Here is a 16,989-nt window from a genome sequence, read left to right on the forward strand (position 1 = left end):
TTTGCACTTACCAAGTAGCCGCAAATACCCTGTTTACCTATATCAAGCTTAAGGTATCGACACTGCTGACGCAAGACAGTTTATGTCTTAGCCATATTGCATCATTAACGCTACAGCTGCAGATCGGGTGGAAACCCCGAGTTTTTCAAAAATATGTTCCAGGTGCTTGTTCACGGTACGTGGACTGCTGCTGAGAATAAGACCGATTTCTTTATTGGTTTTGCCCCGGGCAATCCACATTAAAATTTCCGCTTCGCGACAGGTCAACTTTAGTTTTTCCCGCAGTAAATCTGCAGGCCCCTCATTTTCCGACTTTAACAGCAACAGGAACTGATCGGGATGTTCGCAGCGGCTGACCGACATACTAAACCCTTTGGCCAACGCCAACTCGGTAATAGGCTGTTCAGAAGCTCTGTCTGCCAGCCAGTTGTGAAATCCCCGCTTCAGCGGTTCTGGCAAAGGCTGGTTGATTTGACTAGTACAGAGAAAACCATGTCGAATTTGCAACTGCCCGAGCCATTGTTGGGCAGCAGCTGTCAGCCAGGTAATCCGGCCTGAGCTATCTACCGCCAGCGCGGCAAACTCAGCATCGGCCAGCAAACGTTCTGCGCGACGCAGATTTCGGATTTGGCTTAGATGGACTTCGATACGCGCCAGTACTTCCGGGGGGCGGATGGGTTTAACGATATAATCCAGGGCGCCTTCGCCAAATCCGCGCAACAAATTATCCAACTCGCTCAAACCGGTCATAAACAATACCGGTATCCATTGAGTCGCCGGATTAGCCTTGAGCCGGTTACAGGTTTCAAAACCGTCTATACCGGGCATCATCACATCCAGCAAAATAATATCCGGCTTGATGTACTGAATTTGTTCAATGGCAGACTTACCGTCCGTTGCCACTAAGACTCGGTAATTGGCTTCGGACAGGGTATCCGAGAGCAGGGCCAGATTTCCGGGTGTGTCATCAACAATCAATACGGTACCGTTACTGATGGCTATATCTGTCATGGCGCAGCCTCCTGGGCAGATGCCATATTCAATAGCCGCCTGATTTCGCCGATCTGAAACTGATCGGCCAACTGATGGAGTTTGGCAAAAAATTCGGCATATTCCGGGTGTCCCGCAGCCAGTTGCGCCAATACTTTTTTCAATCCGGAAATGTCTCCGATGCGCATACAGACAATACACTCATGCAGAATCGCGGCAGTAGGGATATTCATGGGTTTGGCCGGCCCGGCATTGGTCCGCACCGGTTCATGATGATATTGCCAGTTTAAGGATAGATAGTGTTTTAGTTTTTGCAGCAAAATATCAACTTGAAGGGGTTTGGCTAAAAAGTCGTTACAACCGGCATTTAACGCCGTCACTCTATCGTTTGAGTAAGCATTGGCACTTAACACGATAATCGGCATACGCAAGTCACGCTCCCGAAGCTGTAATGCTGTTTCTATACCGTCTATGCCGGTCATGGAAATATCCAGTAGAATTAGATCCGGTATTTGTTCGGCCACTTTTTCCAGGCACTCTTCGCCGGAACCAGCCTCCAATAAATTAAAACCCAAAGGCTCCAGGATCGACATCAATAATTGCCGATGCTCAAGTTGATCGTCAACGATCAGCAAGCGCCTGCGTCGCCCCTGATAACCGATAATGGCATTCTGCTGCCCCACTTCGGTCTCTTCATTGAGGCTCGGCAGCAATAAGCGCACGGTAAAGGTGGAACCGACATTCAAGCTGCTGTTTACTGTCAATTCGCCGCCCATCACTTCCGTCAAAATCATACTGATGGTCAACCCCAGTCCACTGCCGGCAATGGCATTACCATTGGCGGTATGCAAGCGGGTAAATGGCTGAAAAATCTGCTGTTGTTGCTGTTCATCGATACCATTACCGGTATCGATGACCTGAAAACTCGCCACACCGCAACTATAGGAAATACGCAAGACTATGCCACCGATATTGGTAAATTTGACGGCATTGCCCAGTAAATTCATTAATATTTGGCCAACCCGTTTTTCATCGCCACGGATACGCTGCGGCAATGTATTGACAATTTCACAGCTAAAACTTAAACCCTTATCTTCCGCCTGCGGCTTATAAAGGCGAACCAGATGTTCGATAAAATCAGGAAAATTGATGGGCTGATATTTCAGATCAAACTTGCGGGCTTCGATACGGGCAATATCCAGGATATCTTCTATCAGGGAACACAAATGATCACCGCTACGCTTTAAGGTTTCCACAGCCTGCCGCCGGTGCGCCGGTATACTGGGATCCTGATGCAACAAATGGGCATAACCGATAATGCTGTTCAAGGGCGAACGAATTTCATGACTCATACCGCTCAAAAACCGGCTTTTGGCCAAATTGGCGCTATCTGCCATTTTGATAGCCTCCTGTAATTTGGCATCGGTTTTTTTATGTTCATCAATTTCCTGCAATAACAACTGGGTTTGTTTGGCGGTTTCTTCGTGGGCAACCCGCCGGCTTTCGGCATTGAGTATCAACCACCAGGTACATAAACCGATAAACACCAGCAATGAGGCAAAAATCTTCAGAAAATTATTGATCAATAATGCAAAAGCATCCGGGGTTTGCTGTACCGACAACAAATCCTGATAATAAATGATACTGACAAAAATACCCGTCAATACCGATAAAAACAGAAACATCAACATAAACCGCAATAAGCGCAGTTTGGCGTTTAGGCTCATGAATGCCGGCATCACCCGATTGGCCATGACTTCCAGATAATCATCAAAGCGGAAACCCACTTTACACATATCCAGACAGCGGGCATCCAGCGTGCAACACAAAGAGCAAATACTACCCTTGTAAGCCGGACAATAAGCCACATCTTCCTGTTCAAACTGATTTTCACAAATTGAGCATTTTTGCAAACCACTGTGCTGATGCTGATGGCGGTCGCGAGCCAGATAATGTCTGGCGCTGCTCCAGGCGATGGCAGGGGTCAGCAGAAATGCCAGACCCAGGGCAATAAATGCGGAAAAGGCTTTGGGATATTCGCCAAACAGTCCGACATAGGCCAATATGGATACGATGGAGGACACCGCAGTGGAAATAATTCCTACCGGATTCAAATCAGGCAGATAAGCCCGCTTAAATTCAACTGCCTTAGTGCTGAGGCCCAAAGGCTTATTGATCATTAATTCAGCCGCTACTGTACTGATCCAGGCTATCGACATATTGGAAAATAAGCCGAGCACTTTTTCCAGGGCGCCGAACACCCCAAACTCCATCAGCAATAAAGCAATCAATACATTAAACAACAGCCATACTACCCGGCCAGGGTGACTATGGGTAACCCGCGAGAAAAAATTGGACCAGGCCAATGAACCGGCATAAGCGTTGGTAACATTGATCTTGACCTGGCTCAAAATCACGAACAAAGTGGTTACGGCCAAAGCCCATTGCGGATCATTAAACAGTTCACCATAGGCTACCAGATACATCTGGGTGGGTTCATGGGCATGAACAGGATCGATACCATTGCGTATTGCCAAATGGGCCAGCAAGGCCCCCAATAATTGCCGCACCACCCCAAACACTATCCAGCCGGGACCTGCAGCCAGCATCGCCAGCCACCAACGCCAGGGGTGGTTCGGATTTTTATCCGGCATAAACCGTAGAAAATCCACCTGCTCACCAATCTGAGCCACCATAGCAAAAGCCACGGTGGCGGCACTGCCAAACATAAGCCAATCAAAACCTTGGCCGCTTCCGGCAATCCAGAAATAGGTATTGACTGTCAACAGGGCCTCCGGCTCACGCATGGCAACCCCAACATAAGGCGCAATCAACAACAGCAGCCAGAGCGGTTGCGTCCATAATTGCATGCGGCTGATGGTGGTAATGCCGAAGGTTACCAGCGGAATGACCAGAATGGCACTGATGACATGCGCGTATGCCAGTGGAATATGGAAATACAGCTCTATCGCCAGAGACATGATAGAGGCTTCCAGCGCAAACAGCGTGAAGGTAAACGAGGCGTAAATCAGCGATGTAACGGTTGAGCCGATATAGCCAAAACCGGCACTGCGGGTGAGCAGATCGATATCGATATGGTAGCGGGCCGCATAATAACTGATGGGTAAGCTAGTGATAAATATCACTATGCCTACGATCAATATGGCCCAAAAGGCATTGGTAAATCCATAGTTAATCGACAAAAAGCCGCCTATGGCCTCCAGCACCAAAAACGAAGTCGAACCAAACGCGGTATTGGCTACCTGAAATTCCGACCATTTACGAAAACTGCGCGGCGCATAACGCAAGGCATAATCCTCCAGGGTCTCGTTGGCAACCAGGGCGTTGTAATCGCGACGAATTTTGGTGATATTTTGACGAATAGCGTTCACATTATGGGATTAAACATAAGGTTATGGTCTGCCAAGTTGGAACTTGGCACAAATGTTCAACGACGCTCATGACCAAATTTAAGGATAAGCGGCGAACCCTGATTGTAAATGATAATTTCCTTTTCACTCTGATCATTGCTGTTTTCCGGTTTCGCCGCAGCGGCACTGGCCCCAGACGTTAGCGGTGCAACTTGCGCAGCTGCCGGAATTTGCGACTGCACCTGTTTGACTTCCACCCGCACATCCGGCAGCCATTTAGGTTGAAAAGTACCGGTTTCGCTGAGCGGCTTGGTCACCGCCAGCTTCTGACTTTCCAGAACATCCAAACAGGTGCTGCTGATTTGATCGGCTAGTTTTGCTGTTAATTTAGCCGCACCTTGCTCAGGCCCGAGCGCGTGAACACTATAGGTAATAGTACGCTCAGCCAGGACTTGATCACTGCCGGCTGGATAAAGCCGGCAACTTATCGGTAAAACATCGGCCTTCTGAAAATCCGGGGAACGCGGATCGGAGTTGCCACTGGAAAATGATAAGCCTACTGGTGTGCTCTGATGAGAAATAATCCCCAGTTCGGTTACCAGACGATGACTGAATTGAGCAGCGGTTTTCTGTACGGGATAGCCCCATTCGGCCAGATTAGCTGCTATATGCTCTCGCAGTTCCGGGGCAGAAATATCCAGGGCAAATTGCTGCATATTGCCGGTACCAAGGTCCAAAGCTATAGCAGTCACCGGACTTTCCGCAAACACTGACTGTGATGGCAGCCAGTTCCCCAACAACACCAAGCCTACCCATAGCCGATTATTCAATTTTTTACTCATGTCCGGCTGCCTCTATGTCTGATTCATACCACTGCTAAATGATGCGGACCAATGTGATCCAGCTCGGCCTCTACTCCGTTCCATCAGCGAAAACCCTGCTGATACTCTAATAAATTCAGCTAGTTCCGGCTATACGTCAAATGACTGATGAGTCATTCACCTGATTGTGCAATGTGTTTGAAAATTTAAAAATCTAATCGCGGTTCTGCCAGCAATCGCTTACAGATCTATCTGCATTGACTTATATTTTAGGGGATACCGATGAGTGAATTTAACCAGCAATCGATAGTAGGCCGACATAAGCGGCTGTTATGTACTATGGCTATTTCGGCCTTGACCAGCGGCTACGCAAGCTCTACCGTAGCCGGAGCCACTTTCAAAATAGACGACACCAAATGGATCAGCGTTGGTGCCGGTTTGCGCTCCAGCTTTAGTGCCCAGGAAAACTCAGCAGGATTGAACAATAATCAATGGAACAATAATTTTAACCTGGACAATATTCGTTTATACATCAATGGTCAAATCCATAAATACCTGAAAGTGGAATTTAACACCGATTGCCAAACCTGCGGCAATGGTGGTGAAGTCCGGGTACTTGACGCTATCGGTAAATTTGAAGTCGATTCCATGTACAACCTATGGGTAGGTCGAATGCTGGTGCCAGCCGAACGCCGGGAAATGAACGGTCCGTTCTACAGCTCTATTTACAACACTTTTGGCGGCGGCACACCATTCGAGCCGGCCGATTACAATGTTGTCATCAAATCCGACGGCACTTCTGCCGGTTCTTATGGCCGGGACGATGGCGCCACGGTTTGGGGGGCACTGTTTAATAAGCGTCTGCAATATGCCGTCGGCTTCTTCCGTGGTTTACGTGGCGGTGCCAACGTCAACGATAATGTACTTTATGCCCAGCGGGTTGCCTATAACTTCTGGGAAGTCGAAAAAAATCCCGGTTATTACACCTCGGGCACCTATTACGGCAAAGGTGGTGATATTTTCACTATTGCTGCTTCCAATCAATACCAGGCTCAAGGCGCCGGCACTGTCACCGATCCCGGCAATTTCCGTGGTACTTCAGTTGATGTTCTGGTTGAAAAAGTTTTACCTGGCGGTGGTGTAGCCACTTTTAACGGCGAATATAAAAACTACGATATTTCCAATGGCTATAGCCTGGCTTCGCGCAACGCAGGCGGCGGCTTTTCCATGTTTGCCGGTGATGCCTATGATGTCAGCGGCATGTATTTAATCCCGGAAAAGATCTGGATCGGGCAAACCCAACCGTTCATTCGCTATGTCAATGTAGCGCCATCGACCAGCTCTAGCCGGGAAATGTATGAAGCCGGCATGAACTACATCATCGACGGCCATAACGCCAAAGTCTCACTGAGCTGGCAATACGGCGATCTGCTGAGCAAAGGCCTGAACTACACCTCTACCGCCAGCGGCGACAAAGTCAACGCCATGATACTTGGCTTTCAATGGCAAATCTAATTTCTACTCACAGGATAAACACTATGTTTAAATTTTCGCATTTAGTCCGCAAACTGGCGCTAAACACAGCCCTGTCTACTTTATTGTTCAGCACTGCCACGCCGGTATTGGCGGAAGATACCATCAAGGTTGGGGTGCTGCATTCCTTATCCGGCACCATGGCTATCAGTGAAACCACCCTGAAAGATACCATGTTGATGCTGATAGACGAGCAAAATAAAAAAGGCGGTCTGCTAGGTAAAAAACTGGAAGCCGTTGTCGTTGACCCTGCTTCCAACTGGCCGTTGTTTGCCGAAAAAGCCCGAGAATTGCTGACCAAGGATAAAGTTGCGGCTATTTTCGGTTGCTGGACATCGGTATCACGCAAATCGGTATTGCCGGTGGTGGAAGAGCTGAATGGCTTGTTGTTTTACCCGGTGCAATACGAAGGCGAAGAGTCGTCCAAAAACGTGTTTTATACCGGTGCTGCGCCTAATCAACAAGCCATTCCGGCAGTTGATTATTTGATGAATGATCTAAAAGTACAACGCTGGGTATTGGCGGGTACCGATTACGTTTATCCACGCACCACCAATAAAATTTTGGAAGCCTATCTGAAATCCAAAGGGGTAGCAGCCAAAGATATTCTGATCAACTACACTCCGTTTGGCCATTCCGACTGGCAAAACATCGTCTCTGACATCAAAAAATTTGGTTCAACCGGTAAGAAAACTGCAGTGGTATCAACCATCAACGGCGATGCCAATATTCCTTTCTACAAGGAATTGGGTAATCAGGGCATTTCCGCAGAAAACATTCCTGTTATCGCCTTTTCAGTGGGCGAGGAAGAACTGTCCGGTATGGATACCAAACCCCTAGTTGGACACTTGGCGGCCTGGAATTATTTCATGAGTGTGGATACTACCAAAAATGCCGCTTTCATTCAGCAATGGCATGACTTTATCAAAAACCCGAAACGGGTAACTAATGATCCGATGGAAGCCCATTACATCGGTTTCAATATGTGGGTAAAAGCAGTTGAAAAGGCCGGCACCACCGACCCTGAAGCTGTGCAAAAAGCCATCATTGGCGTGGAATTCCCCAACCTCACCGGCGGCGTATCCAAAATGCTGCCTAATCATCACATCAGTAAACCGGTGTTGATAGGCGAAATTCAGGGTGACGGCCAGTTCGTTACCGTCTGGCAAACCAATAAACTGGTAGACGGCGATGCCTGGTCGGATTTCCTGCCGGAAAGTAAACCCATCATTGCCGACTGGACCCCACCCATCAGTTGCGGCAACTTCAACACCAAAACCAAAAAATGTTCAGGACAGAACTTTAAGTAAGGGTTTTCATCTGGAGCGCCATGTCAGGAAGTCATGGCGCTTCGCAAACCAGGAGCAAGTATTATGTATTCCCCGGATTACAGAATCGATTTAAAAACGCCGCAAGGCAGCCAGCTGACTGCCGCACCACAATTAATTCCTCTTTTTTTAGTGTCCAGCCTGACCGGACTGAAGCCTTTCGGCGTTTTTCAATCGATTTTTCAGCTGTTCGGTCAGCAAAACTGGTCACATCTGACAACTATTATTACCAAATTAACGGGTTGCCTACTGATATTAGTCTGCCAAATCAGCCATGCTCAAACCCCGGATGAGTTTGACACTGCATTGCATAAACTCCAGCAAGGTGGAATGGCAGAACGTGAACAGGCCATCGACTGGCTAGCCACCGACAAACGCAGCCTGAATATTTTACAAGCCTTACAGGAAGGCAAGCTGTTTGAATTAAAATCCGAAAGTAAACTGGTGACTGTTCAGGAAAGTACTAATGGTTATTTACTCAAAGACGTCGTAAGTGGCATCGAGCTGAGCGAGGTGGAACGTAGCGCTGTCGGTAAGCTGAATCTGACCAATAAACTACGCAGCAGTCTGCGTAAAGCCATCGCTCAATTACAGCTCAATGAAACCGATCCGGCAATACGCCTGACGGCGGTGCAGGCGCTGGGCAAGGATGTGGATGACAAAGCCTTGGTTCTGCTTAGTGAACATCTTAACGGTGAAACCGATACCGATATCCAGCTGGCCATTCAGGAAATACTGGTTCTAAAACAGTTGGATAGTCAAGACCGCAGCCAGCGTCTGGCAGCTGTTAATACTGTAAAAACCCTGAACAGCCAGGCAGTGCTGAACCGGCTGGAAACGTTGACCGATAAGGATGCGGAAGGTCATTTTCTGGAACCTGACAACGAAATCCGCGATTTGGCGGATGCCGCCCTCAGTAAAATCAAGACGCGGATCATGGCCTACGCGGCAGTGGAAACCGTATTTTTTGGTCTGAGCCTGGGGGCAGTGCTGGTACTCTCTGCAATCGGTTTGGCCATTACGTTTGGGGTAATGGGCATCATCAATATGGCCCACGGCGAATTGATGATGCTGGGTGCATACACCACTTATGTTATGCAAAAAATCCTGCCGAACCAGCCTGGGGTAGCGTTGATACTGTCCATTCCGGCAGCCTTTCTGGTCGCCGGTCTGGTCGGGGTGGCTATTGAGCGCGGCATTATTCGCTTTCTGTATGGTCGGCCATTGGAAACCTTACTGGCCACATTTGGCGTTAGTCTGTTTTTACAGCAATTGGTGCGTTCCATTTTCTCGCCGCTGAATCGCAGTGTCACCAGTCCGACCTGGATGAGCGGCTCCTGGCAAATCAATGATTTTCTGTCACTAACCTGGAACCGCCTGTATATCCTGATCTTTTGCCTGCTGGTATTCACTGCATTGTTGCAAATCCTTAAACGGACCAAGCTGGGTCTGGAAGTGCGGGCAGTGGCACAGAACCGGAAAATGGCCAAGGCGATGGGCATTCCCACCGCACGAGTCGACGCTATGACCTTTGGCCTGGGCTCGGGCATCGCCGGGGTGGCTGGAGTAGCACTCAGCCAGATCACCAATGTCGGCCCTAATCTGGGTCAAGCCTATATTGTTGATTCATTTATGGTGGTGGTGTTTGGTGGTGTCGGTAATTTGTTCGGCACGCTGGTGGCCGGCTTTACCCTGGGTATTGCCAATAAAGTCCTGGAGCCTTATGCCGGTGCAGTATTGGCCAAAATTCTGGTGCTGGTGTTCATCATTCTGTTCATTCAAAAACGCCCGCGCGGATTATTTCCGCAAAAAGGCCGGGCTGCGGAGAATTAAACCATGTCCCAATATAAGCAAGCTATTGATAAACCATATACCCTAACTGTGGGCGTGTTGTTGGCAGTCACTATGCTGATACCACTAGGCAATTTACTGACCGACAGCGATTCTGCCCTGCACTTTTCTGCTTACATTGTTTCGCTAATCGGTAAATATCTGAGTTTTGCCCTGCTGGCGCTATCTCTGGATCTGGTGTGGGGTTATGCCGGGATTCTGGTGCTGGGTCAAGGCGCGTTTTTCGCACTGGGTGGTTATGCCATGGGCATGTATCTGATGCGGCAAATCGGCAGCCGGGGCGTTTACGGTAATCCGCTGTTACCGGATTTTATGGTGTTTTTAAATTGGCAGGAATTACCCTGGTACTGGCTGGGATTTGAGCATTTTCCCTACACGTTATTAATGGTGTTTCTGGCACCTGGTTTCCTGGCGCTGGTATTCGGCTGGCTGGCCTTTCGCTCCAGGGTAACCGGGGTGTATTTGTCCATTATTACCCAGGCGCTGACTTATGCCCTGCTGCTGGCTTTTTTTCGCAATGAAATGGGGTTTGGCGGCAATAACGGTTTGACGGATTTCAAGGAATTGTTGGGGTTTAATCTGCAATCCGAAGCAGTACGCGCTCTGTTGTTACTAATCACCGGCTTAAGTCTGTTGGGGGCACTGCTGATCAGCCGTTGGATAGTCAATAGCAAACTGGGCCGGGTGGTCACCGCCATCCGTGACCAGGAATCCAGAGTACGCTTTCTCGGCTACCGGGTGGAATTGTTCAAACTATGGATCTTTGTTTTTTCGGCCATGCTGGCCGGTTTGGCCGGCGCTTTATATGTGCCGCAGGTTGGGATTATCAACCCCAGCGAATTTTCGCCGCTTAACTCTCTGGAAATTGTGATCTGGGTGGCCATCGGTGGCCGTGGCACTTTATATGGGCCAATAATAGGTGCGATTCTGGTCAATTATGCCAAAACTGTGTTAACCGGGCTGTTACCGGAAATCTGGTTATTTAGCCTGGGGGCGGTATTTGTACTGGTCACGCTTTTGCTGCCGGACGGGGTGCTGGGTCTGGTACGCAATAAATTATGGTCATCTACTCAACCGCTACCCGTTTCAGGAGTGCCTAAGCCATGATAGCCAATACCACCATTCAAGAATCCGGCGCCAGCCAGCCTTTATTGGCCGGTGAAATAGACAGTCGTCACGGCCCAATATTGTATCTGGAAGATGTCAACGTCAGTTTTGACGGCTTTAAGGCGCTTAACCATTTGTCTTTGTATATAGACAGCGGCGAACTACGCTGCATGATAGGCCCGAATGGGGCCGGCAAAACTACACTGATGGATGTGATTACCGGCAAAACCAAACCTGACAGCGGCTCAGTCTATTTTGGCCAAACCATCAATCTGCTGGAACTGGACGAACCCGCTATTGCCGCCACCGGTATCTGCCGGAAGTTTCAAAAACCCAGTGTATTTGACGCACTAACGGTATTTGAAAACCTGGAACTGGCCATGCATGCGGACAAACGCACCTGGCCTACCTTATTTTACCGACGCAATGCCGAACAAAATGAGCGCATCCATAACGTGCTGGATACTATCAAGCTGACCAGCCTGAGCAAACATCCGGCCGGAATTTTATCGCACGGCCAGAAACAATGGCTGGAAATCGGCATGCTGCTGATGCAAGAACCCAAAGTCATGCTGGTGGATGAACCGATTGCCGGCATGACCCATCAGGAAGTGGAACGCACCGCCGAGTTATTACTGTCTCTACAAGGTAAACATTCCATTATTGTGGTTGAACATGATATGGAATTTGTCCGCAGTATTGCCCAAAAAGTCACGGTTTTGCATGAAGGTTCGGTATTGACAGAAGGTACTATGGATGAAGTGCAAAACGATCCACGGGTCATTCAAGTTTATTTGGGGGAATAATGCTCAAGCTATCGGCATTACAGCAATATTATGGGGCCAGCCATACTTTATGGGATTTGGATTTGCAGTTAAACACCGGGGACTGTCTGTGTCTGATGGGACGTAATGGAGTAGGCAAAACCACTTTGTTAAAAGCCATCATGGGTTTGATTCCGGTACAGGACGGTGCCATTATCTATGACGGAGTTGACTTGAGCCGGGCCAAACCGGAAACCCGTGCTGAACTGGGCATAGGTTATGTGCCGCAGGGCCGGGAAATTTTTCCACTGCTGAGTGTGGAGGAAAATCTGAAAACCGGTCTGCGCGCCGCTGGTAAACGCGGCATCAAAACCATACCTGATTCGATTTTTGAAATTTTTCCGGTGCTGAAACAGATGTTAAAGCGGCGCGGTGGCGATTTGTCCGGTGGTCAGCAACAACAACTGGCGATAGGCCGAGCGCTGGTATTGAACCCGGGGTTGCTGATTCTGGATGAACCCACCGAAGGTATACAACCCAATATCGTCAGTGAAATCGGCGATGTGATCATCCGGTTGAATAAGGCCAGGGGTATTGACTTGCCGCGGCCTGCCCCGGAAGATATAGGCGAAATCCATCAGGCTATCGTGCGCATCCAGCGTGAGTTGGGGGTAACGGTATTACTGGTAGAACAAAAACTGGCATTTGCCCGCAAAGTGGCGGATCGGTTTTGTATCATGGACAGAGGCCGGTTGGTGGCCGATGGCTTGATGACCGAACTGGATGAAACCATGATAAAACGTTATTTGACAGTGTAAGCAGTTAATGGTTAAACCTAAACCGCCTGTGCAACTGATAAAGCGCTGTTAGACAGCCAAGGATAAAATAAACCCGTGCGAGTTGAATTTCCAGACAGCCTTGGCATCAGCCACCCTAGTCCTGCTTCGACAAACTGGGAAGCCGAACTGGAACTGGGCTTTAGCCGTTCAAGCGCCAAAACTGTGTTAAGCAAAAAACGCCATCGTGGCCCTTTGACGGTACAAAGAGCGTTTTATCCAGAAGGCGGGATATGCCATATTTATTTGCTGCACCCGCCCGGCGGTGTAGTGGCCGGAGATCAGCTCAGCATCAGCGCCGGGGTTGATTCCGGCGCTCAAGCCTTGATTACCACTCCCGCAGCCGGTAAATTTTATCGTAGTAACGGCGGTACGGCCTGTCAAAATATACAGCTAACCGTGGCCAGCCACGCAACGCTAGAATGGCTGCCTCAGGAAAACATTATTTATCAGGGGGCGCAATTAAACAGCAATCTGCACTTGCAACTGGCGAATCAGGCCGGCTTTATCGGCTGGGAAGTGCTGGCTTTAGGTCGGCCAGCTGCCGGGGAAGGCTTTGCCGAAGGACTGGTACGGCAAAACTGGCGCATCGAACGGGCCGGCCGGCTGTTTTATCTGGAAAACATCCGACTGGATGGCGCTGCCTATCGGGCTAACTGGGGCTTACAGGGACACTCGGCTTGCGGCAGTCTGTTTGCCTGCCCTTGTACCCCGCTACAATTGAGCACTATGCAAAATTTGCTGGCCGAGTTGCCCACTGCCGGGGTAACCCTGATTGGCGATATGCTGATCTGTCGGGCCATCGATCAGCGTGCCGACCGGCTGCGCGATTTATTTCAACAAATCTGGATGTTAATCAGACCGGATATAGTCCATCAGCCTGCCTGCGCACCGCGGATTTGGGCTACCTGATAGTGAGAATGACATGCAACTGACCCCGCGTGAAAAAGATAAATTATTATTGTTTACTGCCGCCCTGCTGGCAGAGCGCCGCAAAGCCCGTGGCGTAAAGCTGAATTACCCGGAAGCTGTGGCCTATATTTCCGCTGCTATCATGGAAGGTGCCCGGGATGGTCAGAGTGTCTCAGAATTAATGGCTTATGGTCGCACTCTGCTTAGCCGTGAAGATGTGATGAGCGGAGTGGCGGAAATGCTCAGTGATGTGCAGGTGGAAGCCACTTTTCCAGACGGTACCAAATTGGTGACCGTACATGATCCCATTGTTTAGGAGCCGCAGATGATACCCGGAGAGATTTTTCCCGCCAGTGGCGATATCGAACTAAACGCAGGTCGCAGTAGTATTCGGCTGCTGGTTGGCAATAGCGGCGACCGGCCTATCCAGGTGGGTTCGCATTATCATTTTTATGAAACCAATCCGGCTTTGCAATTCGACCGCGAACTGAGCCGGGGCTTCCGGCTGGACATTCCGGCCGGTACGGCGGTGCGCTTCGAGCCAGGCCAACTGCGCGAAGTGGAACTGGTGGCTTATGCCGGGACCAGACAGGTTTACGGATTCCGACAGCAGGTAATGGGCGCGCTGGAGGCGGAACATGAGTAAAATCAGCCGGCAGGCCTATGCCGACATGTTTGGCCCGACTACCGGCGACCGGGTCAGATTGGCCGACAGCGAATTAATCCTGGAAGTGGAAGCGGATTACACCATTTACGGCGACGAAGTGAAGTTCGGCGGCGGCAAAGTCATCCGTGACGGTATGGGTCAAAGCCAGCTAGGCACTGCAGATGCAGTGGATTTGGTGATTACCAACGCCCTAATCGTGGATTACTGGGGTATCGTCAAAGCCGATGTCGGCATAAAGCATGGCCGGATCGCCGCTATCGGCAAAGCCGGTAATCCTGATGTACAAGCGGGTGTCGATATTATTATCGGCCCCGGCACGGAAGTGATCGCCGGCGAAGGCCAGATTCTCACCGCCGGCGGCATAGACGCGCATATTCATTTCATCTGCCCGCAGCAAATTGATGAGGCGCTGGCTTCCGGGGTAACCACCATGATAGGCGGCGGTACCGGGCCGGCCACCGGCACCAACGCCACGACCTGTACTCCCGGTCCCTGGCATATCCAGCAGATGCTGCGGGCCTTGGATGGAATGCCGATGAATTTTGGCCTGCTGGGCAAGGGTAACGCCAGCCTGCCGGGAGCATTGGAGGAACAGATTGCCGCCGGAGCCATGGGCCTGAAACTGCATGAAGACTGGGGTACTACCCCGGCGGCCATTGATTGTTGTCTGGATGTGGCCGAACGCTATGATGTGCAAGTAGCTATCCACACTGACACGCTGAACGAATCCGGTTTTGTCGAAGATACTTTCGCCGCCTTCAAAGGCCGTACCATTCATACTTATCATACCGAAGGCGCCGGCGGCGGCCACGCTCCTGACATCATCAAGGCCTGTGGTCTGGCCAATGTGCTGCCCTCTTCCACTAATCCAACCCGGCCTTATACGATCAATACCGTGGATGAACATCTGGATATGCTGATGGTCTGCCATCATTTGGATGCCGGGATTCCCGAAGACGTGGCGTTTGCCGAATCGCGAATCCGCAGGGAAACCATAGCCGCTGAAGACATCTTGCACGACCTGGGCGCGTTTTCGATGATTTCTTCGGATTCCCAGGCAATGGGCCGAGTCGGTGAAGTGATTATCCGCAGTTGGCAAACTGCGCATAAAATGAAAGTGCAACGCGGCAGTCTGGGCAGCGACCCCAGCCGCCACGATAACTTCCGCATTAAACGCTATATTGCCAAATACACCATTAATCCGGCTATCAGCCACGGTATCTCTCACGAAGTGGGCTCTGTGGAAATCGGCAAACTGGCCGATCTGGTATTATGGCAACCGGCTTTTTTTGCGGTGAAACCCAGTCTGATTCTGAAAGGCGGCTTGATTGCAGTGGCGCCGATGGGAGACATCAATGCCTCCATTCCCACGCCGCAACCGGTACATTACCGAGCCATGTTCGGCAGCTTTGGCCGTACAGCGGCCGCTAACTCGATGATTTTTTTACCTCAGGCTGCAGTGGCAGGTGATGTGGCCGGCAAGCTGGGTTTGCAAAAGCAAGTAGGCGTGGTAAGCAATACCCGTAACATCGGCAAACAGGATTTACACCACAATCAGTATCAACCCCTAATAGAGGTTGATCCGCAAAGCTATCAGGTGCGTGCGGATGGCGAGTTGTTGAGCTGCGAACCCGCTGAAATATTACCGTTTGCTCAACGCTATTTTTTATTTTGAATTTGCGCCCTACGCGACTATTTAAACGGAATATTATGTTGAAATTAACCGAATTTACTCAAACTGACGACACGGTGGATGATGTACTCACTCTGCCTTTCGAAGCCCGCCAAAAATCCCGCCAACCTGCCGTGACCAATGGCGGCGTCACTGTTGGGTTGTTCCTGCCACGCGGCCAAACTCTACGTAACGGCTTGGTGCTGACCGGCAGCCAGGGCTTTAAGGTAAGGGTGGAAGCTGCAGCGGAAGAGCTGTCTGTGGTGTATTGTCAGGAACCCTTGCTATTTGCCCGCGCCTGTTATCACTTGGGGAACAGACATATTGCCTTACAAATTCTGCCTAATGAATTACGTTATCTGGCTGATCATGTGCTGGATCAAATGCTGATTGGCCTGGGTTTGACCGTCCATCATCTAACCCTGGCTTTTGAACCGGAGTCCGGCGCTTATCATGCTCACTGATCTGGCGCTGTTGCGTCTGTTGCAGTTGGTCAGCCCCGGCTTGCCGATAGGTATGTACAGTTATTCGCAAGGGCTGGAGAGTGCTATCAGCGATAATTGGGTCAGTGATCCACAAACGGCGGCAGCCTGGCTACAGGCCATATTGGCAAGGGGCCTCAGCCAAGTGGATGCGCCGATTCTGGGACGGCTTTACGATGCCTGGCTGAATGGCGATCAGGCGGCGGTGGCACATTGGAGTTTATACCTGAGCGTTTGCCGGGAAACCCAGGAATTGCGTAGTGAAGACCGACATACCGGTCAGGCGCTGGCCAGACTATTGGATAAACTGGAGATTGACGAAGCCAGACTGTGGTTACGCCACCCGGACGCCACATTGGCTACTTTATTCAGTCTGGCTGCAGTACGCTGGCAAATAGATAAAAAAACCGCCATCACCGGGTATCTGTGGGGCTGGCTGGAGAATCAGGTGTTATGTCTGGTGAAACTGATACCGTTTGGTCAGGTGACCGGTCAGCAATTATTACAGCAATTGGCCGGTGAATTACCTGACCATGTGGAAACCGCACTGGGCCTGAGCGATGATGAAATTGGCGGCAGTGTATTTGGACTGGCTTTAGCCAGCAGCCGCCACGAAATGCAATATTCCCGTTTATTCCGTTCCTGAGAGAATTAT

The 16,989-nt window shown here is 50.1% G+C and carries 15 protein-coding genes; 12 read left to right on the plus strand and 3 right to left on the minus strand.

Annotated elements, in window-relative coordinates:
• Window positions 1–87: 87 nt before the first annotated feature.
• Genes KEF85_RS11555 through KEF85_RS11565 form a run of 3 tightly spaced genes read right to left on the minus strand, consistent with a single transcriptional unit; the run spans window position 88 to window position 5,203 of the window.
• Window positions 88–1,011 carry a response regulator transcription factor gene (locus KEF85_RS11555; protein WP_215580724.1) on the minus strand — a complete coding sequence of 308 codons (924 nt, stop codon included), beginning with the start codon at window positions 1,009–1,011 and terminating at the stop codon, window positions 88–90.
• Window positions 1,008–4,382 carry a hybrid sensor histidine kinase/response regulator gene (locus tag KEF85_RS11560; protein ID WP_215580726.1) on the minus strand — a complete coding sequence of 1,125 codons (3,375 nt, stop codon included), beginning with the start codon at window positions 4,380–4,382 and terminating at the stop codon, window positions 1,008–1,010. Before KEF85_RS11560 ends, KEF85_RS11555 begins: the two co-directional genes overlap by 4 nt.
• Before the next feature lie 56 nt (window positions 4,383–4,438).
• Window positions 4,439–5,203 carry a hypothetical protein gene (locus KEF85_RS11565; RefSeq protein ID WP_215580728.1) on the minus strand — a complete coding sequence of 255 codons (765 nt, stop codon included), beginning with the start codon at window positions 5,201–5,203 and terminating at the stop codon, window positions 4,439–4,441.
• 261 nt (window positions 5,204–5,464) lie between these two features.
• Here KEF85_RS11565 and KEF85_RS11570 point away from each other — a divergent pair, with 261 nt between their 5' ends.
• The 12 genes from KEF85_RS11570 to KEF85_RS11625 all read left to right on the plus strand — a co-directional run bounded on the left by KEF85_RS11570 (window position 5,465) and on the right by KEF85_RS11625 (window position 16,980).
• The gene (locus KEF85_RS11570) at window positions 5,465–6,697 is read left to right on the plus strand and encodes a hypothetical protein (RefSeq protein ID WP_215580730.1); all 1,233 of its coding nucleotides are present in this window, start codon (window positions 5,465–5,467) and stop codon (window positions 6,695–6,697) included.
• A 23-nt stretch (window positions 6,698–6,720) separates the two neighbouring features.
• A complete protein-coding gene (gene urtA, locus KEF85_RS11575; protein WP_215580731.1) occupies window positions 6,721–8,025 on the plus strand; it encodes an urea ABC transporter substrate-binding protein in 1,305 nt (434 codons plus the stop codon).
• Between the two features lie 63 nt (window positions 8,026–8,088).
• Window positions 8,089–9,876, plus strand: a complete 1,788-nt coding sequence (urtB, locus tag KEF85_RS11580; protein ID WP_246534897.1) for an urea ABC transporter permease subunit UrtB — start codon at window positions 8,089–8,091, stop codon at window positions 9,874–9,876.
• Window positions 9,877–9,879: 3 nt separating this feature from the next.
• The gene (urtC, locus tag KEF85_RS11585) at window positions 9,880–11,001 is read left to right on the plus strand and encodes an urea ABC transporter permease subunit UrtC (protein ID WP_215580734.1); all 1,122 of its coding nucleotides are present in this window, start codon (window positions 9,880–9,882) and stop codon (window positions 10,999–11,001) included.
• A complete protein-coding gene (gene urtD / locus KEF85_RS11590; protein ID WP_215580736.1) occupies window positions 10,998–11,807 on the plus strand; it encodes an urea ABC transporter ATP-binding protein UrtD in 810 nt (269 codons plus the stop codon). The genes urtC and urtD overlap by 4 nt, the downstream gene beginning before the upstream one ends.
• On the plus strand, window positions 11,807–12,583 hold the full coding sequence (locus KEF85_RS11595; RefSeq protein WP_215580738.1) for an ABC transporter ATP-binding protein: 777 nt from the start codon (window positions 11,807–11,809) through the stop codon (window positions 12,581–12,583). Before urtD ends, KEF85_RS11595 begins: the two co-directional genes overlap by 1 nt.
• Window positions 12,584–12,658: 75 nt before the next feature.
• Window positions 12,659–13,513, plus strand: coding sequence for an urease accessory protein UreD (locus tag KEF85_RS11600; RefSeq protein WP_215580740.1), 855 nt, complete (start codon window positions 12,659–12,661; stop codon window positions 13,511–13,513).
• Between the two features lie 13 nt (window positions 13,514–13,526).
• Window positions 13,527–13,829 carry an urease subunit gamma gene (ureA, locus tag KEF85_RS11605; RefSeq protein WP_215580742.1) on the plus strand — a complete coding sequence of 101 codons (303 nt, stop codon included), beginning with the start codon at window positions 13,527–13,529 and terminating at the stop codon, window positions 13,827–13,829.
• 9 nt (window positions 13,830–13,838) lie between these two features.
• Complete coding sequence (locus tag KEF85_RS11610) at window positions 13,839–14,159, plus strand: urease subunit beta (RefSeq protein ID WP_215580744.1); 321 nt, start codon at window positions 13,839–13,841, stop codon at window positions 14,157–14,159.
• Window positions 14,152–15,855 carry an urease subunit alpha gene (ureC, locus tag KEF85_RS11615; RefSeq protein ID WP_215580746.1) on the plus strand — a complete coding sequence of 568 codons (1,704 nt, stop codon included), beginning with the start codon at window positions 14,152–14,154 and terminating at the stop codon, window positions 15,853–15,855. The genes KEF85_RS11610 and ureC overlap by 8 nt, the downstream gene beginning before the upstream one ends.
• A gap of 35 nt (window positions 15,856–15,890) precedes the next feature.
• Window positions 15,891–16,316: an urease accessory protein UreE gene (gene ureE, locus KEF85_RS11620; RefSeq protein WP_215580748.1), complete on the plus strand. Its 426-nt coding sequence runs from the start codon at window positions 15,891–15,893 to the stop codon at window positions 16,314–16,316.
• A complete protein-coding gene (locus KEF85_RS11625) occupies window positions 16,306–16,980 on the plus strand; it encodes an urease accessory protein UreF (RefSeq protein ID WP_215580749.1) in 675 nt (224 codons plus the stop codon). Before ureE ends, KEF85_RS11625 begins: the two co-directional genes overlap by 11 nt.
• Window positions 16,981–16,989 lie beyond the last annotated feature (9 nt).

This window comes from Methylomonas paludis, assembly GCF_018734325.1.
Taxonomy (GTDB): Bacteria; Pseudomonadota; Gammaproteobacteria; order Methylococcales; family Methylomonadaceae; genus Methylomonas; species Methylomonas paludis.